The organism is Gemella sp. 27098_8_149, assembly GCF_041433745.1.
Taxonomy (GTDB): Bacteria; Bacillota; Bacilli; order Staphylococcales; family Gemellaceae; genus Gemella.
The window spans coordinates 19,528-42,175 of sequence record NZ_JAPWCB010000001.1 but is presented as its reverse complement, the minus strand read 5'-3'; the positions used below and the strand labels follow the sequence as shown (position 1 = coordinate 42,175).

Sequence of the window (22,648 nt, the reverse complement as noted above, 5' to 3'; positions counted from 1 at the left end):
AAGTTAATTTATTTTGATATTTCATCAACTATAGCTTTTGCTATATTAGATTTACTGTTTTTATCAATTTTCTTAATATTATCGTATCTATCTATAATATAGACCTCATTATCATCACTACCAAAACCTATATCTTTTTTAGATATGTCATTAGCAACAATAAAATCAAGATTTTTCTTAACTATCTTTTCTTTCGCGTACTCTATCAAATTATTTGTTTCCGCAGCGAACCCAACAACTTTTTGTTTATCTGTTTTATTATCCCCAACATATTTTAATATATCCTGTGTTCTTTGAAATTCAATTGTTAAATTTCCATCTTGTTTTTTCACTTTTTTATCGAAAACTTGTACGGGTGTATAATCTGATACAGCTGCTGCTTTTATAATAAAATCACAATCTCTGAAATTATTTTTCACCGCTTCAAACATATCATTTGTACTGGTGATTTTTATTTTTTTTACTTTACTGCTTATAGTGTCATTATCAACACTAGACACTAATATTACTTCTGCTCCTCTTCTTGCACATTCATTTGCAAGAGAGATACCCATTTTCCCTGTAGACGGATTAGTTAAGCATCTAAATGGATCGATGAATTCTTTTGTAGGTCCTGCAGTTACCAACACCTTTTTACCTTTTAAATCCTGTTCAACTTCTTGAAATATAGAACGTTCAATTTTATCGATAGATGGAAATTTACCTTCTCCTACATCTCCACATGCTAAAAGCCCACTATCAGGTTCCACAAAATTAAAACCAAGTTTAATTAATCTATTCATATTATCTTGAATAATTGGATTTCTATACATAAATGTATTCATCGCTGGGACAATATAAACTTTAGTCACATCTCTCACCGCCAGCATTAATGAAGTAGCCAAATCATCTGCAATTCCATTTGCGAATTTCGAAATTAAATTAGCTGTCGTTGGGGCTACAATAATCTTATCCGCCCACTTCGTTAAATCAATATGTTGTATTTCGTTCTCGTCTATTTCTTCAAAAGTACTAGTGTAAACTCTATTTTTTGTTAAAGTTTGAAAAGGTAACGGTGTAACAAAATTTTCAGCATTTTTTGTAAGTATTACTTTAACATTATTACCCTGCTTCACAAGAGAACTGCATAAATCAATTGATTTATATGCTGCAATCCCCCCTGAAACTATTAATAAAATATTCATGGAATTCTCCTCTAAACATAATTAATATAAGTCATGATCAACATTATTTGTTCCAAACACCGCTGTTTCAAGTTTCGATAACCTTTTTAAGATATCTAAGTTTGTTACCTGAACAGGTTTGTCTTCACGACTTGTATTTTTTAAAGCTTCTATTTTAATTTTTAAGTTTTGATTTTCTATTTCTAATTCTTTAAGTCTAGTCATAAGTTTATCTAACTTCATATAGTCTTCTATTATTAAATCTAAATAGTCATTAACATCTTCTTCACTATATCCTTTAACTCTACTTTTTCTAAACTCTTTTTCGTAAATTTCTTTTGCTGTTAAATTTAATTCAACACTCATAATTTAACTCCTTTAATTAAATTCACTAAAATATGCAACACAACTAACAAAATATAGCGGTGCTGTTTCAGCTCTTAGTATTCTCTTACCTAATCCTATCACATCAAATTTATTTTCAGTTAAAAAATCAACCTCTTGTTCAGAAAGTCCACCTTCACTCCCAAACACTGCTATAACCTCTTTATTACTTAAATCAGAGTGTAATAAATTTTTCAAGTTGATATTTTCCTCATTTACTGATTCCTTCTCATAAGCTACAACTTTATGATCAAATTTTTCAGAAAATGCAATTAAATCTTTTAAACTATCAACATAAGTGATATCAGGAATAATATTTCTCTTAGATTGCTCAGCAGCCTCTTTTACGATTTTATTCCATCTATTTAATTTAGAATCTACCTTATCTTTCTTTACCTTAGCGACATTTCTCTCAGAATTAAATAGCACTATATTACTAACACCTAATTCAGTTAATTTTTGCATTAAATATTCAATCTTATCATTTTTTAATGGCGGAATAGCCACTGTTATTTTTGTTGATAATTCATTAGTACCAATTACTTGTTCGTACGGCGTAATAAGAACCTTGTCCACATTATTATCAACAATTGTACAAATGTATTTAACTTCATTATTAAATACAACATATACTTTATCTTCTATTTTCTTTCTCATAATTCTTACAATATGATTACTGTCATCTTTAGACAATTCATATGTCGATTCAACATTCAAATCTTCATTTATAAAATACTGTTGCATAAAAACTCCTAAATTTTAATCTTACAATTAATTTTACCTTATAATTCATATTAATTCAATAGTAGCAATCCTAATATAAAAGTAACGACTCATAAATCTAATTTACAAGTCGTTACTTATCTTATCAGTTTTAGTTTAAAATTAATTCAAACAAAATTGACATTAATATTGAATTTAATATATTAGTTAGCTTCCAGCTGGAATATAACCTTCGATATGTTGTTTAGCTAATTCTTCATGCTCTGGATAAGTTTTTGAGAAATAAGCTTTTCCATCTTTAGTAGCATGTAAGAAGTATAAATAGTCTGTATTCTCAGCATTATTTAATGCTTCATAAGACGCAGATCCAATCGATGAAATTGGTCCTGGAGGTAAGCCAATAACAGCATATGTATTATAAGGTGAATTTAATGACAATTCTGCCTGTGTTGGAGCTCCTGTTAACTTATCAGCTGCATAGTTAGCTGAAGGGTCAGTTTGTAATTTCATTCCTTGAGCTAATCTATTTAAGAATACACTTGCAATAAGTTTATTCTCATCTGATTTCGTAGATTCTTTTTCAAGAATACTTGCCATTGTCATGTAGTCATGAATAGAAATTTGTTTATCTTGACCATTTATTTTCCAAATCTTATTATTTTTTTTGTACAATGGTACTACTTTTTCGTTAGTTAACTTAACCATTTTAGTAATTAAGCTTTCTACAGTCTCATTATCACTTATGTCATAAATAGCTGGATATAAATATCCTTCTAAAGCATATTTAATATCTTTTCCGTAAACTTCATCCGTAATTAATTCAGGGAATTGTTTTTGAAGCTTTTTAATAAATTCAGCATCATTAACTTTCTCTAAGAACTCATCACTACTTAAGTTAGTCTTCTCTAAATTCTTAGCAATCTTAAGGATACTATCTCCTTCTATTAAAGCAAATGTGTTTCCAGAATTCGCCTTATTCTTAGCTCCAAGCTCTTGAATAATTTGAGGTAAACTCATACTTTGTTTTAAATTAAAGTTTCCTACGTAAAATGATGTATTAGGTGATAACCTTGCATAGATTTTAAAAACTTCTTCATTTTTAATTAACCCTTTAGCTTTTAGCTCTTGAGCAATCCTAGCACTTCCATAGTTCTCTTTAATTTCTACTGAAATATCTTTATTGTTGCTCTTATCTACCGGTGTTATCATATAATAGAATATTGATAATGCAGCAATACCAAGGACAACAATAAAAGTTAATATCATAGGGATTATAGAACTTCTTTTTTTATTTTTCTTTCTAAGTTCCCTACTTCTTCTTATCTTATCTTCTCTCATCTTTTACTCGCTTTCATCGTAGTAGAAAGTATCTAATACTTCTGAAATCATATCATATTCTTCATCTGTTTCAACTGGTTCAAATCTAACACTATCCTCACCATCTTCAACACATACCATTGGGAAAATACTAATTTCCTCTTCATCAATAGTTTCTTCCTCAGCAAAGATGTAATATAGATTACCATTTGTTGGATTAGTAAATTCTAGAATTTTACGGTATTCTTTTTCTTCACCTTCTAAAGTACTAAGTGTGTACACCTCTTCAGTATTATCGATACTAATGTTTTTTAAATCTTTCTCTTGCATTTTATTTTCCTCCTGAAATTTATATTAATTTAATTTATCTAAATATGTCTGAAGTATTAATACTGCAGCCATTTTATCAATAACATTTTTTCTTTTTTTCCTTGAAACATTAGCTTCAAGAAGTACTCTTTCAGCACCCATTGTAGTCAGACGTTCATCTTGTAAAATTATTTCAACATTTTTAATTTTCTTTTTCAATACCTCTACAAAATATAGTGTTGCTTCTCCTCTAAAACCTACAGAATTATCCATATTTTTTGGAAGTCCAACAACGATTTTTCCTACATTGTGCTCTTGAACTAATTCCTTAATTCTTTTAATTTTAAAATCTTTAACCTGCTCATTAATATTTATAGTTTCAATACCTTGAGCGGTGAACCCTAACAAATCACTTACGGCAACACCGATAGTTTTTGATCCGTAATCAAGGCCCATTATTCTTTTATCTAACATCTAAGACTCCTGTATAAAAAAGTATAATAAGTACTCTAGTATATCATCCATATCAATTAATCTTATTTGCTCCCTTGCATGATTATCCCTAGGAATATATACTGGGTCAGCAGTTTTGATATATCCCATTAATTGATTAATTGGATCATATCCACGCTGTTTAATTGTCTCCACAACATTTTTTAGTATGTTGTGAATATCATTTTTATCATAAAAATTGCTATCAAATAATCTTGTTTCATCGAAATTTGTCATAATCTTAACCTCCGATTATACTAACTCTACTAAGATACCTACTGCATTTTCTCCTGTATGTGTTGAAATAATTGGTGTTGTAGTGAATATTTCATCTTCATTTACTTCATAACCAAACGATTCTTTTAAAGCCGATTTTATTAATGTAACATATTCATCAGCTAAAGCATTTGGCAAGCTAATACTTTTTATTGTTTTATCTTGTTTTGCCTCTTCAATATGTTTAATTAAAGTTTGAACCAATTTTTTCTTTCCACGAACTTTATCTAAGGCAACCAACTCAGTTTCTTTTAACTGTGTTAAAACTTTAATATTTAGTAAACCTCCAATTAAAGCTTGTGACTTACTTAGTCTACCACCTTTTACCAAATTGTCAAGTTTATCGATTGTAACAAACGTTAAAATATTTTTAGCTTTCTCTCTTAAGTTCTCTGCGATTACCTCTACAGCCACATTTTCCTCAAGTTGTTTTAGACACTCTTTAAGTAAGAAAACCATTCCTCGTGTTGTTGTCTTAGTATCAACAACGTGCACTCCTTCAAATTCTGAACTTGCTGTAACCGCCGTATTATATGTACCACTCAAAGCAGAAGAAAGTGTTAAAACAATAACCTTATACCCTTCTTTCGTCCATTTTTCATAAGCTTCTAAAAACTTCCCGATTGCTGGTTGACTAGTTGAATAAGATGTAGCTTTTCTCATTCTTTCAATATACTCATCATTACTTATTGTACGGTAATCATATTCATTTCCATCGATATTAATTGTTAGAGGAATTACATCCACATTATATTTCTCAATTTCATCAAAAGTTAAATCACTTGATGAATCAATAATTATCTTCACTTTTTCTAACATTTATTATTTCCTCTTTCTTTTATAATGTAAAAATACAAAATCAAACTCATTATATTCATCTTTGAAGAATTCTTCACGACTTATTAATTCCCACTCATTTTCATCAAATTCAGGAAACTTAGTATCAGCTTCTACAACTGTATCCACCTCAGTAATAAACATTTCATCACATTTATCAAAATATTTATTATAAATCATTCCACCGCCAAAAATATATGCCTTTTCTGTTTTTATATTTTCTAGAATCGAATCATCAGTATAGACTTCAATATTTGAATAGTGATCTAAAGAATTCTTATCACGTGTCAATACTCTATTTATCCTATTAGGCAGTGCTCTACCAATACTATCCAATGTTTTACGTCCCATAATAATAGTCTGGTTAGTAGTTAATTCTTTAACTCTTAACATATCACTTTTTAAACGCCATGGAATCGTATTTTCTTGTCCTATAGACTTATTTTTATCATATGCCACTATTAGTGATAACATATTATCCCTCCTAAACTGCTATTGGTGCTTTAATAAATGGATGACTCTCGTAATTTACAATTTCTACGTCTTCTATTTTAAGATCGAAAATGCTTTCGAAATCATTTATTTTTAATTCTGGTAATGAATATGGTGTTCTAGACATTTGTTCTTTTACTTGTTCAAAGTGATTTTTGTAAATATGCGCATCACCTAAAGTATGAACAAACTCACCTACTTCAAGCCCACATTCCTTAGCAATTAGAATAGTAAGTAATGAATAAGATGCAATATTAAATGGTACACCTAAAAATACATCACCACTTCTTTGATATAGCTGACAACTTAATTTCCCGTCATTCACATAGAATTGGAAAAGTGAATGACAAGGTGGAAGTGCCATAGTATCTACTTCTGCTGGATTCCACGACGATACGATTAAACGGCGTGATGATGGATTACTTTTAATTTGTTCAACTACATTTTTTAATTGATCAATACCATTAAAGTCTCTCCATTGTTTACCATAAACATTACCTAAATCACCGTATTTTGCTGAGAATTCATCATCAGTTAGAACTCGTTCTTTGAATAGTGACATTTGTTCTTTATATTGCTTAGAAAACTCTTCATCAACTAAAGTTCTATGACCAAAATCTGTCATATCAGGTCCAGTATATTCGTCACTCTCTATCCATTTTTTAAATGCCCATTCATTCCAAATATTATTCTTATTTTCTAATAAAAATCTAATATTAGTATCACCTTTAATGAACCATAATAATTCTGACCATACTAGATTAAAATTGACTTTTTTTGTAGTCAATAGCGGGAATCCTTTAGATAAATCGAACTTCATTTGGTATCCAAAGATACTCTTTGTACCAACTCCAGTTCTATCATCTTTTTCAATTCCGTTTTCTAAAATATGATTACATAATTTTAAATACTCTTTATCAGCCACTCTAATTCTCCATTACGCTTTATAGTTGTGTTCCCTTAAATATTTCATTAAATCTTTAATTTTTTCTAATGAACTTTTTCCAAAATGGTGTTCAATCCCTTCGACCTCTTCGTAAACTTTATCTTCATCTACGCCTATTAGTCTTAGAAAATCTTCTAATAGTTCATGTCTTGTTAGAGCATACTCTCCCATTTTTTCACCCTGTTCAGTAAGAGCAATACCTCTATACTTTTCATAAACGATATATCCTTCTACATCTAATTTTTTCAACATTTTAGTTACGGTAGATGGATAAACATCTAACTTTTCTGCAATATCTGCACTTCTTGCATAACCTTTATTTTTCACTAAAGAATATATTACTTCAATATAATCTTCCATTGTTGGTGTCGCTTTTGCCATATAATATTCCTCCTTTATAAAATTTTAAACGGAGATTTCTCTACAGACGATTTAATTACGTCAACACCTAATTTAGTTAAATAGTCAACCAATAAATCTTTCACTAAATGTTCTGTAAAGTGTCCTATATCGATAATGTTCTTTTTCATTTCCATAGCGTCTAGAGCGGCATGATATCCCACATCTCCAGTTAAATAGATATCAACATCAGGTAACGAATATAAAAAGTCTGCTCCGCTTCCACCTAATAATGCTACAGAAGAAATATCTTTTTCATTTCCAATAACTGCAGATACATTATCTAATAAAAATCTCTCTTTAATATAATCTACAAATTCACTAATTGATAAAGGAGAAGATAATTGTCCAATTCTTCCTAATCCCGCTTCTTTATCTAAATTATGTTCAAACAATACACTAATATTATTTAAATCCAATAATTTTGCTAAATGATCATTAAGACCCAGTTTAGCTGAATCCAAATTAGTATGAAATGAAATTACCGAAATATCGTTTTTTATTAAATCACGAATTATGTTAGACTTGAAATCATCTGTAAAATCTAATGATTTCAACGGTTTAAATATAAGAGGATGATGAGAAACTATTAGATCAATATTATTTTGTATAGCTTCATTGACCACATCTGTTGTTACATCTAAACATACTAATATCTTATTAACATTATTATTATAATTACCTAACATTAAACCAACATTATCCCATTTCTCTGCAAGTTTAACATCCGCCAACTCATTTAATTTATTATAAATATCTTTTACAGTGTTCAAAACCTAACCTCCTTTTTTGTTATCACATTATTATAACATTTTATTAAAAATATTGCCACAGTGAAACATAGTTTGTAATTAAAATAACATATTTGTAGTCAATAATATTTTTCACCAATAGTTCTCAATACTACTTCTCAATTTGGGAGTGACTTAAAAATCGTGATTTCGTAGAAATTGATTATGTCGAGTCCCCCCTTTCCGCACAGTTTATTAGATATCTAAACAGCTTTTATAAAGCAATTTTAGATATCAATAAACCACTTGCGTTGTACGTTAGAATTTTTAGTGCCAAAGACACGTTAAAATTCTTACGTATAACGTATGCAAGGACACACCAAGAAGTGAGTCATAAGACGAAACTGATTGGATTGTGTCTACTGCTGAGGCTATGAGTTCTCATATGTACTTTGTCAAATTTTAGGACTTTTGGGTCAACCCCTAGACTTTTTTTATATATTATATTATTATTGTTGTTATAAAGAAATTAGTAGGAGTTAACTATGCAAACTGTAGAAGGTTATTTAAATAAAATCATTTTCCACAATAAAGAAAATAATTATTATATTTTATCTATCTTTTTAAACGATAAATACGACTTTGTTGAAGGTGATTATCTTAGTGTTGTCGGTACTTTTAATGATTTTGAATTTATAGAAGATGATCTTTATTCATTCAAAGGAGAGATTGTTCAACATAGAAAATATGGAACTCAATTATCAGCAATCGTTGTAGAACCAGTAATAGAAAAAGATAAAGAAGCTATTGTTTCTTATCTTTCAAGCTCAATATTCCAAGGGGTTGGGAGAAAAACAGCAGAATTAATTGTTGACACTTTAGGAGTAGATGCTTTGGATAAGATCTACGAAGATAAAGACACTTTATTTAGTATAAAAGGTATACCTGAGCAACGTAAAGATACAATATATGCTACAATTGTTGCAAATAAACAAACACAAGATATAATCCTTAAACTAAACGAATATAATCTAAGCAATAATTTAATACTAAAAATATATAACTTCTATAAACATAACACACTACGTACCATTACAGAAAATCCTTATTCTTTAATTAAAGATATTAAAGGAATCAACTTTAAAACCGTAGATAAAATAGCTGAAACTAACGAAATAGCTGCAAATGATCGCGAAAGAATTCTATACGCCTTTATTTACACTATAAATTCATATTGTTTTTCAACAGGAAATACATATATTTCTAAAAACAACCTGCTTTACAATACGTTTAATATATTATACTCATCTCGAAATATAGCAGTCTCAAAAGAAGATATATTAAATTCTTATACATATGCCTTAGATACTGGTAAACTAATAGAAATTGAAGATAGAGTATTTTTACCAGAAATATACTACTCTGAATATTCTATTTACAGCGATATAACTCAAAGATCAGAACAGGAAAACACAATTGAAATCAGTGATGGGTTGCTAGATAAGTATATAAATGAAGTTGAAGAGGAATTAGAAATCTCTTACGATATAGTACAAATAGCGGCGATAAAAAACTGTATACGTAATAATTTTGCTATTCTTACCGGAGGACCTGGTACCGGAAAAACAACTATTATACTTGCCGTAATTAAAATATTCCAAAAAATAAAAAATTATAGTATTCATGATTTACTTGATGAATCTAGAAGTATACTTACACTTTGCGCACCCACAGGAAAAGCTGCCAAAAGAATGTCAGAAAGTACTGGCTTTTATGCTTCAACAATTCACAAAGCGATTGGTTGGAGTACAGAAGACGAGAATATGGAAGAATTCGTTAGTGAAAAACATATCAAATCAGAACTGGTTATAATAGATGAATCAAGTATGATTGATGTATTCTTAATGTATAATTTACTCAAAATAATTAATAAAGATGCTAAGATTATATTGGTTGGTGATAATGACCAACTTCCTTCTATCGCTCCTGGTAATGTCCTAAATGATTTAATAAATTCCAAAGCGATTTCTACGGTAAAATTAAATAAAATTTTTAGACAAAGTGAACATTCAAGTATTATAAATATTTCACATTCAATAAAAAACAATATTCCATTCGATGTCTTAGAAAACTTCGATGATAAAGAATTTATCTCAGCGAATAAGAACGAAATGATAAATGTCATCTCAGCCATTTATGACGACTTAATAAAAGATTCTTCTAAAGAAAACATTCAGATATTAGCTCCTATCTATAAAGGCACAAGTGGTATCAACGAGATAAATATGGCTATTCAATCAAGGTTTAACGATAATGAAGAACAAATAGAATATGGTGAATTAATATATAAAGTTAATGACCGAGTTATGCAGTTAGTGAATAGACCTGAAGATAATATTTTCAACGGTGATATAGGATATATAGAAGAGATTTATAAAGAAGGAAATAAAGTAAAAATAGTAATAGACTATGATGGTAATTATGTTACCTATGAAAAAACAGAGCTAAATCAAATTACCCTTTCTTATGCTTGTTCAATTCACAAAGCCCAAGGATCAGAATTTGAGAATGTAATTATTCCTTTTATTGATAACTACAATTTTATGTTAAATAAGAACCTGACATATACTGCAATAACACGTGCTAAGAAAAAATTAATACTTTGTGGTAGTTCTAATGTATTTTACAAATCGATAGAACCAACAAATGTTGTAACTAGACAAACAGCACTAGAATGGTTCTTTACAACAGACAAAGAAGCGGAAATGCAAGAACTTGAATTAGAAGATGAAATTAAAGAATACATATTGAATTTTCAAAATATCAATACAATCGATCCAATGATTGGAATGGGAGATATAAAACCTAGTGACTTTATCTAAGTCAAATAACAAAACCTAGATGTAGCTAAAAAACTACTTCTAGGTTTCCTTTTTTTATTGCATTGCTGCTAAATCGCGAGCTATCTTATCAATATCATTGATAGTTAAGAAAGCCGCATCTATTGCAGTACCTTTTTTACTTTCTACTGAAGTATTCACAGCAGCGACTACATTTTTAGTTAAAGTTTCTAAACGTTGGACTCTTTGCTTAACTTCTTCTAATTTTCCATATTCAATATTATCAGCAGATAATGATTTTAATGTTAACATAGAAGTATTTACCTTCTCAGATACCTCTTTAAACTTATCTACTTTATCACCTAAAGAACGCCCCTTATCAAGATCAGTCTGAATAGTTCCTGCTAATTCATCAAATCTGATTAATTCTTTAGAAAATTCATCTAATTTATTTTTCATGTAATCTTTTGAATATTTTTTATTAGTAATTTCATAGTTTTTATTATTACTATCTTTAACACTAAATGTAACAGTATTATTATTTTTAGTAACAATAGCTACGTTAAAGTCTTTATTATTAAACTCGTTTGAGTTAATACCATCAACGTTGATCGTTTTACCGTTAAAACTATTTAATTTTAACGATTTTAAAAGCGTGTCAAAACCTTCTTTACTTATTACTTCATCATTTGTTGAAATAACTAGTTTATTGTCTTTTTTGTTAAATTCCGTTTTTTCTAGCTGGCTTATTGAAACAGAATTAGTAAGGTTTTGTAATTGTTCAGTAGAAATATCTCCTTTAGAACTACAACCTTGCAAAATTAGCAAGGTTGTTAGTAATATTATCAGCTTTTTCATTACTTATTAGAATAATTCTGGTGCTGAGATAATGTTTAAGTTTTCGTCGATTTCAAATACTAATGGAGTACCAGTTGGTAAGTTAAGATCTAAGATTTGTTCATCTGAGATGTTTAATAAGTATTTGATTAACGCTCTTAAACTGTTACCGTGAGCAGAGATAAGTACGTTTTTACCAGCTTTAATTTGTTTAGAAATATCGCTTTCCCAGTAAGGTAATACACGATCAATAGTAAGTTTTAAGCTTTCTCCTGTTGGAATTTCTCCTTCTGGAATTTCTTTATATCTATCGATGTTTCCTGGGTACATGTCACTAGATTTATCTAATGCAGGTGGAGCTACATCAAAGCTTCTTCTCCAGATGTGAACTTGTTCATCACCGTATTTTTCAGCAGTTTCAGCTTTGTTAAGACCTTGTAAAGCTCCATAGTGTCTTTCATTTAATCTCCAGCTTTTGTGCACTGGAATCCATAATAAATCTAATTCTTCTAAGAATAGGTTTAAAGTTTTGATAGCACGTTTTTGGTATGAAGTGTAAGCTACATCAAAAGTAAGACCTAATTCTTTAAGAGTTTGTCCACCTTTAATAGCTTCTTGTCTACCTTTATCAGTGATATCTACATCAACCCATCCTGTAAATCTGTTTTCAAGATTCCATTGGCTTTCACCATGTCTAGTTAATACTAATTTCATTTAAGAAATCCTCCTAGTTTTGTTATTATATTTTTATTATACAATATTTTCTAGTATTAGTACATAGTTTTTATGATAATTTCATCTATGAAAACGTTGCATCAACGTTGTTTTATTTAATTAAATAACGTTTATACTTTGCTGATATATATAAGATAAAAAAAATAAGATTAGATCATTATTATAGTTCATCTAATCTTATAATAGTAAATAATATTTTCTCGTCATAATAACTTCATTGAATTAATAAAATATACTAATACACTTTACGATTCAATTTTCCCCTTTTTACAATCTTTAATTTATTAGTTTCAAAAAATGTAAAAACTTTTGCTAATAATACAAGTATAATTATCCAATATATAAACATAAAATTAACCTTCTTTCTTTTATACGTAAAACTTAATTTCTTATCGTACTTATATAATAACATACGGAAAACCGAAAATCAAGTAAAAAATTCATATTTCTTAATTTTTTTTATAAAGTTACTTGATTTTATATACGGTTTACTTTATAATTTATATATAGACAAAAATTAGATTGGAAAAATATTATGACTACAACATTTAGTATTAGATTTAAAAAGTGTTTAAAAGAAAAGAATATAAAACAAGCTGAACTTGCTCGTTGTACTAATATTACACCCTCATCTATTAGTGATTGGTCAAAAGGAAAATATACACCAAAAAGGGATAAACTTCAAATAATCGCTGAATTTTTATCGGTTAATCCAGATTGGCTCGTAGGTGATTGTGATACTATGGAAATCAACAGTAATGATGGCAAAGTATCATCAGCGCAAGATTTTTCTGATGATGTATCCAAGTTACCAATATTAGGCACAATTTGCGCTGGAGATGGAGTGTATATTGAAGAAGAATATGATGAGCATATTTTCATCGATCAAGGTATGCGAGCTGATTTCGCATTACGTGTCAAGGGAGATAGTATGATTGAAGCTGGAATTTTTGATGGAGATTTAGTATTTATCCGTCAACAAAGTTCAGTCAGAAACGGAAAAATTGCAGCAGTTCGTTTAACTGATTGGAACGAAGCTTCTTTAAAGAAAATATTCGTTAAAAACGACAATGTTATTCTTTATCCTTGTAATCCTGATTACGAACCTATCGTTACACGTAACGTGGAAATAATCGGAGAATGCGTTGGAGTATATAGGGAACTGTAATTTTTGATTTTAAACAGATTATCACACGACAAAAAGACGAGAGTTAATTAACTTAGATATTTTTCTAAGTCACACCCTCGTCTTTTTTATTTTTCTACTAAAAATGCCATTCTATCTCGGCCATTTATATCTTTATAAACTTCAGCAGAATATCCATTCATATCTGCTAATTTTATTATCTTATCTTTTTGATCATATCCTATTTCAAAAAATATAACTCCATTGTCATTTAAATAACTACTCGCCTTTTCAACGATATTACGATAGAAGTACATACCTTCTTCTTCAGCAAATAAAGCTAGATGCGGATCATATTTTAGCACATTATCCTGCATTGTAACCTCATCCTTACGGTCTATATACGGAGGATTTGAAACAATAATATCAAATTTTTCATCAATATTATCAAAAATATCCGATTGTATAAATTTAATAGTAGCATCATGGAACTGTGCATTTTCTTTTGCAACTTTTATAGCTTCTTCACTTATATCACTAGCCACGACATCAATTAAAAGTTGATCTAGTTCTTTTTTTAATGTAATAGCTATTATCCCACTTCCTGTACATAAATCTAGAATTTTCAAATTATTTTTCTTAGTTGCCTTTACATATTCAACTACTTTATAAATAAGCTCCTCAGTCTCCATCCTTGGTGAAAGTACATCTTTAGTAACTTTAAATTTTCTATCATAAAAATATTCAAATCCTACTAGATGACTTAATGGAACATCTTCTCTAATGTGTTTTTCAATTAAAGAAAAATATTTTTCTTCAATCTCTTTAGATAATTGCTCTGAAAGTTTATTCGAGAATAACTGTGAACTTTCGTCTAGCATATACATTAGTAAAAATCTTGCTAGAGATTCTTCTTTTCCTTGTCTTCTTAAAAGAAGACAAGCTTTTGTTATAGCTTGCCTTCTGTTCATTATAGTTCTTCACCTTTATTAAGTTCTGCCATTTTTTCAGCTTGTTCAGCTATACGAAGCGCTTCTAGAACTTCATCAAGTTTACCTTCCATAATTTGGTCTAATTTTTGAATAGTTAAACCAATTCTGTGGTCAGTAACACGGTTTTGAGGATAGTTATATGTTCTAATACGTTCAGAACGGTCCCCTGTTCCAACTTTAGATTTACGCTCAGCATCGAACTTAGCCTGCTCTTCTTGTTGATATTTATCATATACACGAGCACGTAAAACTTTCATAGCTTTCTCTTTATTCTTAATCTGAGAACGCTCATCCTGCATAGATACTACAACACCTGTAGGAATGTGAGTTAAACGTACAGCTGACATAGTTGTATTTACCGATTGACCTCCGGCACCACTAGATGCGAAAGTATCAACACGGATATCATTTTCATTAATATCGATTTCAATCTCTTCAGCTTCTGGTAGTACTACTACTGTTGCAGTAGATGTGTGAATACGTCCACTTGATTCTGTTGTAGGGACACGTTGAACACGGTGTGCTCCACTTTCGAATTTCATCTTAGAGTAAACATCTTCACCAGAAATAATAAAGATTGCTTCTTTAATACCACCAATTCCAGTTTCAGAACGTTCTAGTACATCAACTTTCCATCCTTGAGATTCAGCAAATCTAGTGTACATACGTAATAAATCACCTGCGAATAATTGTGCTTCATCCCCACCAGCTGCTCCACGAACCTCAACAACAACGTTTTTGCCGTCGTTAGGGTCTTTTGGTAATAATAGAATTTTTAATTCTTCTTCCATAGGTGCAAGAGTTGGTTCTAATTCCTTAATCTCTTCTTGCATCATTTCTTTCATTTCTTTATCTTCTTCAATTTCAAGAAGTTCTTTTGTATCTTTAATTTGTTGAACTATATCTTTATATTCTCTAAATACAGCTACTGTTTTTTCAATTGAGCGTTGTTCTTTTGAATATTCCATAAGTTTTTTCGTATCACTTACAACATCTGGATCACTAAGTAATTCGTTTAACTTTTCATAACGCTCTTCAACTATCTCAAGTTGTCCAAAAATTTCCATTTCTTCCTCCTAATTTATCTTTTAATTTCGTGACAATGACGACATCTAGCTTCATATGATTCACTCGCTCCAATAACTACTATCGGATCATCATACTTAGCAGGTTCACCATTAATCAATCTTTGACTACGGCTTGCTTCTTTTCCACATTTATTACATACTGCATGAAGCTTAGTTACCATTTCACTAATAGCCATAATCTCAGGCATAGGATGAAATGGCTCAGCTTTAAAATCCATATCTAAACCTGCAACAATAACACGAACTCCATCATCCGCAAGTTTATTTATAACTTCAACAATTTTTTCATCAAAGAACTGCACTTCGTCAATTCCTATGATATCATATTTTTTATCATTTATATAGTCATAAATCTGCTCTGCTTTATCAATATTTACAGATTCGTAACTATTTCCATTATGTGTAGAGACTTTGTTCTCTTCGTATCTATTATCTATAGACGGTTTGAATAGAAGAACGTTTTGTTTAGCAATTACTCCACGTTTTATACGTCTTAGCAGTTCTTCCGATTTACCAGAGAACATACTACCGCAAATACATTCTATCCATCCGAATTTTCTATTTTCTATCATTATTAATCCCCTCGGGCTTATATTATACAATTACTAATAGAATAAAAACAGACAATCCAATAAAGAAATGTCTGTTTTATTTTTCTTACTTGATACCGTATTTTTTGTTGAAACGTTCGATACGACCATCTGCTTGAGCGAATCTTTGACGCCCTGTGTAGAATGGGTGTGTATCTGAAGAGATCTCAACTTTTAATAATGGGTATGTATTTCCATCTTCCCACTCGATAGTTTCTTTAGATGGTTTAGTTGAACCACTTAAAAATTTGAAACCACTTGTAGTATCCATGAATACAACTTTACGGTAATCTGGGTGAATTCCTTCTCTCATTATTATCGTCTCCTTCTGCCCTGAACGCTTTTAATACGAACAGAGTTATTTTTCAGTGAGTTAATCACATACCTACTTATTATAAATAATATTCTAAAAAAAATCAAGTACTTTTACTAATATTTGTAAACTTTTTTTGTTGACACCCTTATATATTTTTTAATAATTATATACAAAGATTCACATTGTTATTTTATATTACAAAAAATGGGAGTAACTCAACAAAATCTTATTTCTCAGAAATCACGATGTTTGAGTCACTCCCAAATATTATTATTTACTTTTTAATTCTTCAGTTGCAACATCTTCTCCGAACCATTTATTAGAAATCTCTTGAAATTTACCTTCTTTATACATTTCATAAAATGCTTCATTAATTTTATTAACAAGCGTTACATCTGCTTTTCTAGCTCCGACTGCAAAAGCCTCACTATCGAATCCAGCATTTAAAATATCAAAGTCTTCTAATTTGTTTTGTTGTTTTAAATAATAGTTCGCATACACTCTATCGATTAATAATGCATCTATTCTATCATTTTCTAAGTCAATTAAAGCTTCATTGAAACTCTCGTACTGAGTAGCATCATTATTCTTCACAATATTTTTAAGAACTTCAGGATTCTCATTAAAAGTATCGTATCCAGATGAACCATTTTGAGCACCTAGAACCTTATCTTTTAAGTCTGTTACTTTTTTAATACCTTTAGATTTCTTTACAACTACAACCTGTTCATTTACCATATACTGCTTAGTAAATTGCACGACAGCTTCTCTTTCTGCAGTTTTAGAATAACCATTCCAAATTAAATCTATATTCCCATTCTTCAATTCTGTTTCTTTTAAATCCCAGTTTATAGCTTGCCACTGTACCTTGATTCCGTACTTTTCAAATGCTGAATTTGCTAAATCTATATCAAAACCTACATTTTTACCACTCTTATCCTGGAAGCCCATTGGTACAAATGTGTTGTCAAAACCAATAACAATTTTCCTATCTTGTTGAAAATCATTCCAATTATCTTTTTTAGGCTTATCTTTCCCTCCAGAAGCACAACCCGTAATTATCAAAACAGTAATAACAAGTGTTAGAAAGAATTTTAATTTTCTCATTTAATCACCTCTTATTTCGGTTCTACTTTCAGAATGCTATCTGCAATATTTTCAGCAAACTGTAAATCATGAGTTACAACAATTTGTGTAATACCAAGCTCTCTATTTTTAAGTATTAATTTTTCAACTTCTAATCTTAATTCAGGATCCAATGCACTAGTCGGTTCATCATAACCTATAATTTTTGGATCTATCATCATGGCACGTGCTAATGCAACACGCTGTTTTTGTCCACCAGATAACGAAATTGGATAATTATTAATCTGTTTCTCTAAACCAAGTTTTTCTAACAATTCGATCGCCTTTTTCTCAGCATCATTTTTTGCCATATTCATTGTTTTCATTGGAGATAAAACAAGATTTTCTAGGACAGTAAGATGTGGGAAAAGCTGAAAATCTTGGAATACAAAACCTAAAAGATTTCTTTTTTCCAATTCATCAATCGGAAGATTCTCACCATTATAAATAATTTCACCAGAGTCTATCTTTTCAAGACCGGCTAACATTCTTAATAATGTTGTTTTTCCACCACCAGAAGGACCAACTATCGCTAAAATTTTATTTTTTTCTACAGTTAAATTAAAATCTGAAAGTATTTGTCTATCTTTGAATTTTTTACTAATATTTTTTAATTCTAACATACATTACCTCCTGTCATAATTATAACGTTTTTCTACTTGTTTAGATACAATTGTTACAATACCTATTAAGATTAAATATATTGTCCCCGCAACAAACATCGGCAATAAACTAGCATCTCTATTTGCAGCAGTTCTACTTGCTAATATTAGATCACTAATTCCTAATGCATAAACTAAAGATGTATCCTTAACAAGACTCATTATTTCATTAAATACACTAGGTAGCACGATTTTTATTACTTGCGGTAAAATAACATATCTAATTGTCTGAAATTGAGTAAATTTCAATACCTTAGCTGCCTCATATTGACCTTTAGGTATTGATTCAATACCTCCACGGAAAATCTCAGCAAAGTAAGCTGCATAGTTTAACGTAAATGCGATTATTGCAGCAGGTAATCTATCGAATCTTATTCCCACAGATGGTAATACATAGTAGATAAAAATCAATTGTAGTAACAACGGCGTACCACGCATAATCCATATATAGATATTAATAAAGTAATTTAATAACTTAATATTAAAGCGCATAATAAACGCTATTACTACACCTAATGGAATCGATAATACTAAAACTAGAAAAAACACTTCTAATGTTATAAGTGCACCATTCATCAGACTAGGTAATATTTCTATTAAATATTCCATATATTATCCTCCTTTTATATTAATTTGTTTTCATTATTAATAATGAAATTGGTTGTTTTAAAAATTTTATATTTAATTATAGCATAATTTTTATAAAACAAAAACCCCTTAATAAATAAGGGGCTAAATATATATTATTTATTTAATTTTGAATCGTGGAATTTTTTCATAATTCCTTCTTTTGATAATAAACTTCTAACTGTGTCAGAAGGTTGAGCTCCATTACCTAACCATTTTAATGCTAACTCTTCATCGATTTTAACTTCTGCTGGTTCTTTAACAGCATTGTAAGTACCGATAGTTTCGATAGAACGTCCATCACGTGGAGATCTTGAATCAGCAACAACGATACGGTAGAAAGGTGATTTTTTAGCACCTAATCTTTTTAAACGGATTTTTACTGCCATGTTTGTACTCCTTATGTTTCAACTTTTTTATTAATTTTATGTGTGTGTGTTTATGAAGTGTTTTAATGAAAAAGTTGAATCTATAACGCTAAGTTTTCTAAGCTAGATATTATTCTAACATTAAACTAAAAGTATGTCAATACTTTTCGGTGAAAAATGTCAACTTTTTTTGTTGACTCACCTAAACCTTATTATAACAGGTTTATTTTAACATGTAAAGATAAAATATTTATAAATATTTTACCTCTATCACCCTATTAACAATCAAAAATAAGAAGTGACTCAACTAAATCGATTTCCACGAAATCATGATTTTTGAATCACCTCTCATCTATATTTCAAATTTTAATCTTCTAATACTTTAGCAATTTCACTAAGTACTTGATCTTTACCTATTTTAGTAACCGAAGAAAATGGAATAATCGCCATATTATTCGTTAGGTCTAATTCTCGTTTTATAATCCCCGTATTTTTAGCCAATTCATTTTTTGATATTTTATCAATTTTTGTCATAACGATTACGAATGGTATCTCATAGTAATTTAAAAATTCATTCATCTCAATATCATCTTGCGAAGGCTTGTGTCTACTATCAATTAAATGTAATACAAATCCAAGGTTTTCACTATTAGTAAAATACTCAACTATCATATCATATAGTTTTTCTTTTTCAGGTTTTGATAATTTTGCATACCCATATCCCGGCACGTCTACTAGGACTACTTGATCATTTACATCGAAAAAGTTCAGTGTACGAGTTTTCCCTGGTTTAGAAGAAACACGAGCATAGTTTTTTCTCTCTAAAATTGTATTAATAAAAGATGATTTCCCAACGTTTGAACGACCACACATCGCAACTTCTGGTTTATCATGTTCTGGATATTGTTTTTTTGATACGGCACTTATAAGTAAATCTACATTATGTGTATTTAACTTTTTCATTATTATTCTCCAAATACTATTTTAAACACTTCTTGAATATTGTCTACTGCGTGAATAGTTAATTTTTCAAGAACTTCTTCAGGTATATCAATTAAATCTTTTTTATTCTTAGTTGGAATAATAATAGTGTTAATATTCATTTTTTCAGAACTTAAGATTTTCTCTTTAACCCCACCGATTGGCAGTACTTTACCATGTAGAGTCATCTCTCCAGTCATCGCAATGTTATTATCAACTGGCTTTTTAGTTAAAGCTGAATATACTGAAGTAGTAATCGTAATACCTGCTGATGGACCATCTTTAGGAACTGCTCCTTCCGGTACATGTAGATGTATATCAATTTCTGAAAAATTAACATCTTCAATTCCTAGTTTTTCTGCATTAGAGCGTAAGAACGAAATTGCCATTTGAGCTGATTCTTTCATTACATCGCCTAGTTTACCAGTAAGGATAATTTTACCTGTACCTTTTGAGATACTTGTTTCAATCTCCAATGTATCTCCACCAACTACAGTATACGCTAATCCATTAACTAATCCAATCTCTGGTTTTACATTCTTATCTTTTCCACTATATTTTTCAGGACCGGCAAAATCTTCTAGGTTATTAACTCCAACTTTAATTTTTTCTTCACCTTGAAGAACTTTTAAAGCAGCTTTTCTACAGATAGCTCCGAAAACACGCTCTAAATTCCTTACTCCCGCTTCATAAGTATAACCATTAATTATTTTATTAATGGCTTGTTTACTGAAAGTAATTTGTCCTTTTTTCAGACCATTCTCTTTAATTTGACGTGGAATTAAATATTTAGCAGCAATATTTTCTTTTTCTTTAATTGTATATGATTCTAATTCGATAACTTCCATTCTATCTCTAAGCGGTGCCGGAATTAAACTTAGGTTATTTGCTGTAGCAATAAATAGAACTTTTGATAAATCAAAAGGAATATCTAGATAGTGATCCACAAACTCATTGTTTTGTGCAGGATCAATTACTTCTAGCATCGCAGCTGCTGGATCTCCTTTAATATCAGATGCCATTTTATCAATTTCATCTAATAATATTACAGGATTCTTAGTTTTAATTTTTTTCAGCGACTGAATAATCTTACCTGGTAATGCACCTAGATATGTTCTTCTATGACCACGAATTTCAGCTTCGTCATGAACCCCTCCTAGAGATATACGTACAAAACTTCTTCCCATAGAAGCGGCAATTGACTTAGCTAATGAACTCTTACCAACACCCGGAGGTCCTGATAAACATAATATTGGTGACTTCATATCATCACGTAACTTTTTAACAGCTAAGAATTCTAAAATTCTTTCTTTTATTTTTTCTAGACCATAGTGATCTTCATTAAGAATTTTTTCAGCATTTTTTATATCTATTTCATCTGCTGTTAATGTGTTCCAAGGTAAAGCTATTACTGTATCCAGATATGTTCTTATAATTGAGTGTTCTGGACTCATAACAGGTGTTTTTTCTAAACGATCTACTTCTTTTAATAGTACTGCTTTATCTTCCTCAGATAATTCGATTTCATTAATCGCCTGACGAATTTTTTCAATATCATCATCCTCAGGTGAAATTTGTCTTAGTTCATCTTGAACTACTTTCATCTGTTCACGTAAAAAGTATTCTTTCTGTTGATTATCTATATTTGTACGAACTTTTTCATCAATTTCTCGTTTAAAACTATTACCAACTAAGAATGCTTCTAGACTTCTATTTAAGAATATTGCTTTTTTCTCTAAATCTAGTAAAAACAATACTCTTTGTTTTAGCATTTTATCAATTGGGAAGAATTTAATATTTTTATTAATGAATTTTTCTAAATCGTCAGTTTTATAGTAATCTATATCAAAGTTTTCTCTTTTTAAATAACTTTCAAACTTTGTTTTAATGCTATTTAATAACCCTTCTTTATCAAATCCATTATCCACAACTTCTCTTATATTGATATCTAAGTGCTCTACAAGATTATTGTTATACACTCCACTTTTAACCTCAGCTATACCATAGCAGTGATATTCATATTTTTTATTTTTTTTATCAATTGTAAGTTGACCATATGTCCCAAAGAAAACATTGAACCCATTACTATCAAATACATCCTCTTCAGAAAATGAATCATCATAGCTATCAATTGGTTTTCTCTTATACGTTACAAAAACTGGAATTTTATCTTTTTTTACAGTTTTTATCGTTTTTAAAAATTTTTTGTCCGTTACATCTATTGTATAAGTATTAGACGGAAAGAATAAATCTCTATTCTCTAATAAATAATATTTTGTCAAAACGAACTCC

27 protein-coding genes are annotated in these 22,648 nt (G+C 29.7%); 3 read left to right on the top strand and 24 right to left on the bottom strand.

The window, feature by feature from the left end:
- Positions 1–8: 8 nt before the first annotated feature.
- The 9 genes from coaBC to O3801_RS00205 form a co-directional block, all read right to left on the bottom strand.
- A complete protein-coding gene (gene coaBC / locus O3801_RS00245; RefSeq protein WP_294682642.1) occupies positions 9–1,184 on the bottom strand; it encodes a bifunctional phosphopantothenoylcysteine decarboxylase/phosphopantothenate--cysteine ligase CoaBC in 1,176 nt (391 codons plus the stop codon).
- A gap of 21 nt (positions 1,185–1,205) precedes the next feature.
- Positions 1,206–1,529, bottom strand: a complete 324-nt coding sequence (locus tag O3801_RS00240) for a DivIVA domain-containing protein (RefSeq protein WP_294682640.1) — start codon at positions 1,527–1,529, stop codon at positions 1,206–1,208.
- A gap of 12 nt (positions 1,530–1,541) precedes the next feature.
- On the bottom strand, positions 1,542–2,291 hold the full coding sequence (locus O3801_RS00235) for an RsmE family RNA methyltransferase (RefSeq protein ID WP_294682638.1): 750 nt from the start codon (positions 2,289–2,291) through the stop codon (positions 1,542–1,544).
- Positions 2,292–2,477: 186 nt separating this feature from the next.
- Entirely contained in the window at positions 2,478–3,608 is a 1,131-nt protein-coding gene (gene mltG / locus O3801_RS00230) for an endolytic transglycosylase MltG (protein ID WP_294682636.1), read from the bottom strand.
- Between the two features lie 3 nt (positions 3,609–3,611).
- Positions 3,612–3,917, bottom strand: coding sequence for a DUF1292 domain-containing protein (locus O3801_RS00225; protein ID WP_003145557.1), 306 nt, complete (start codon positions 3,915–3,917; stop codon positions 3,612–3,614).
- A gap of 24 nt (positions 3,918–3,941) precedes the next feature.
- Complete coding sequence (ruvX, locus tag O3801_RS00220) at positions 3,942–4,370, bottom strand: Holliday junction resolvase RuvX (RefSeq protein WP_294682633.1); 429 nt, start codon at positions 4,368–4,370, stop codon at positions 3,942–3,944.
- On the bottom strand, positions 4,371–4,625 hold the full coding sequence (locus O3801_RS00215; protein WP_003146016.1) for an IreB family regulatory phosphoprotein: 255 nt from the start codon (positions 4,623–4,625) through the stop codon (positions 4,371–4,373).
- 15 nt (positions 4,626–4,640) lie between these two features.
- Positions 4,641–5,483, bottom strand: coding sequence for a DegV family protein (locus O3801_RS00210; protein WP_294682630.1), 843 nt, complete (start codon positions 5,481–5,483; stop codon positions 4,641–4,643).
- Positions 5,484–5,486: 3 nt separating this feature from the next.
- A complete protein-coding gene (locus tag O3801_RS00205) occupies positions 5,487–5,963 on the bottom strand; it encodes a dihydrofolate reductase (RefSeq protein WP_367249690.1) in 477 nt (158 codons plus the stop codon).
- Here O3801_RS00205 and O3801_RS00200 point away from each other — a divergent pair.
- Positions 5,851–6,090, top strand: coding sequence for a DUF1360 domain-containing protein (locus O3801_RS00200; RefSeq protein WP_367249688.1), 240 nt, complete (start codon positions 5,851–5,853; stop codon positions 6,088–6,090). The genes O3801_RS00205 and O3801_RS00200 overlap by 113 nt on opposite strands.
- Here O3801_RS00200 and O3801_RS00195 read toward each other — a convergent pair.
- The 3 genes from O3801_RS00195 to O3801_RS00185 are packed head-to-tail and all read right to left on the bottom strand — an operon-like array spanning position 5,986 to position 8,111.
- Entirely contained in the window at positions 5,986–6,924 is a 939-nt protein-coding gene (locus O3801_RS00195; RefSeq protein WP_294682673.1) for a thymidylate synthase, read from the bottom strand. The two genes, O3801_RS00200 and O3801_RS00195, sit on opposite strands and share 105 nt — an antisense overlap.
- Positions 6,925–6,930: 6 nt before the next feature.
- Positions 6,931–7,320, bottom strand: a complete 390-nt coding sequence (gene mntR / locus O3801_RS00190; RefSeq protein ID WP_003145030.1) for a transcriptional regulator MntR — start codon at positions 7,318–7,320, stop codon at positions 6,931–6,933.
- Positions 7,321–7,334: 14 nt separating this feature from the next.
- Positions 7,335–8,111, bottom strand: a complete 777-nt coding sequence (locus tag O3801_RS00185; protein WP_294682626.1) for a Nif3-like dinuclear metal center hexameric protein — start codon at positions 8,109–8,111, stop codon at positions 7,335–7,337.
- A gap of 503 nt (positions 8,112–8,614) precedes the next feature.
- Between O3801_RS00185 and recD2 the strand changes: the two genes are divergently transcribed.
- A complete protein-coding gene (recD2, locus tag O3801_RS00180; protein WP_371453473.1) occupies positions 8,615–10,951 on the top strand; it encodes an SF1B family DNA helicase RecD2 in 2,337 nt (778 codons plus the stop codon).
- A gap of 54 nt (positions 10,952–11,005) precedes the next feature.
- Here the strand turns inward: recD2 and O3801_RS00175 are convergent, their stop codons facing one another.
- Both O3801_RS00175 and gpmA read right to left on the bottom strand, forming a co-directional pair.
- Entirely contained in the window at positions 11,006–11,767 is a 762-nt protein-coding gene (locus O3801_RS00175; protein ID WP_371453472.1) for a hypothetical protein, read from the bottom strand.
- A gap of 6 nt (positions 11,768–11,773) precedes the next feature.
- Positions 11,774–12,460: a 2,3-diphosphoglycerate-dependent phosphoglycerate mutase gene (gene gpmA / locus O3801_RS00170; RefSeq protein WP_060914713.1), complete on the bottom strand. Its 687-nt coding sequence runs from the start codon at positions 12,458–12,460 to the stop codon at positions 11,774–11,776.
- A gap of 556 nt (positions 12,461–13,016) precedes the next feature.
- On the opposite strand from gpmA, the gene O3801_RS00165 reads away from it, so the two are divergent.
- A complete protein-coding gene (locus tag O3801_RS00165) occupies positions 13,017–13,649 on the top strand; it encodes a LexA family protein (protein WP_371453470.1) in 633 nt (210 codons plus the stop codon).
- A gap of 86 nt (positions 13,650–13,735) precedes the next feature.
- On the opposite strand, the gene prmC is transcribed toward O3801_RS00165, so the two are convergent.
- From prmC to lon, 10 genes are all read right to left on the bottom strand, one after another.
- Entirely contained in the window at positions 13,736–14,578 is an 843-nt protein-coding gene (prmC, locus tag O3801_RS00160) for a peptide chain release factor N(5)-glutamine methyltransferase (protein ID WP_371453467.1), read from the bottom strand.
- Positions 14,578–15,666 carry a peptide chain release factor 1 gene (gene prfA / locus O3801_RS00155; RefSeq protein ID WP_003145535.1) on the bottom strand — a complete coding sequence of 363 codons (1,089 nt, stop codon included), beginning with the start codon at positions 15,664–15,666 and terminating at the stop codon, positions 14,578–14,580. Before prfA ends, prmC begins: the two co-directional genes overlap by 1 nt.
- Before the next feature lie 14 nt (positions 15,667–15,680).
- Positions 15,681–16,259, bottom strand: a complete 579-nt coding sequence (locus O3801_RS00150; protein WP_371453466.1) for a thymidine kinase — start codon at positions 16,257–16,259, stop codon at positions 15,681–15,683.
- An 85-nt stretch (positions 16,260–16,344) separates the two neighbouring features.
- Positions 16,345–16,590 carry a type B 50S ribosomal protein L31 gene (locus tag O3801_RS00145; RefSeq protein ID WP_003145327.1) on the bottom strand — a complete coding sequence of 82 codons (246 nt, stop codon included), beginning with the start codon at positions 16,588–16,590 and terminating at the stop codon, positions 16,345–16,347.
- Between the two features lie 273 nt (positions 16,591–16,863).
- Complete coding sequence (locus O3801_RS00140; protein WP_371453465.1) at positions 16,864–17,700, bottom strand: amino acid ABC transporter substrate-binding protein; 837 nt, start codon at positions 17,698–17,700, stop codon at positions 16,864–16,866.
- An 11-nt stretch (positions 17,701–17,711) separates the two neighbouring features.
- Positions 17,712–18,341: an amino acid ABC transporter ATP-binding protein gene (locus tag O3801_RS00135; protein ID WP_371453463.1), complete on the bottom strand. Its 630-nt coding sequence runs from the start codon at positions 18,339–18,341 to the stop codon at positions 17,712–17,714.
- 3 nt (positions 18,342–18,344) lie between these two features.
- Positions 18,345–18,989, bottom strand: a complete 645-nt coding sequence (locus O3801_RS00130) for an amino acid ABC transporter permease (protein WP_371453461.1) — start codon at positions 18,987–18,989, stop codon at positions 18,345–18,347.
- A gap of 134 nt (positions 18,990–19,123) precedes the next feature.
- Positions 19,124–19,396 carry a 30S ribosomal protein S16 gene (rpsP, locus tag O3801_RS00125; protein ID WP_003145074.1) on the bottom strand — a complete coding sequence of 91 codons (273 nt, stop codon included), beginning with the start codon at positions 19,394–19,396 and terminating at the stop codon, positions 19,124–19,126.
- A gap of 345 nt (positions 19,397–19,741) precedes the next feature.
- Entirely contained in the window at positions 19,742–20,338 is a 597-nt protein-coding gene (yihA, locus tag O3801_RS00120) for a ribosome biogenesis GTP-binding protein YihA/YsxC (protein ID WP_294682432.1), read from the bottom strand.
- A gap of 2 nt (positions 20,339–20,340) precedes the next feature.
- Positions 20,341–22,638, bottom strand: a complete 2,298-nt coding sequence (gene lon, locus O3801_RS00115; protein ID WP_371453459.1) for an endopeptidase La — start codon at positions 22,636–22,638, stop codon at positions 20,341–20,343.
- Positions 22,639–22,648: the final 10 nt, after the last annotated feature.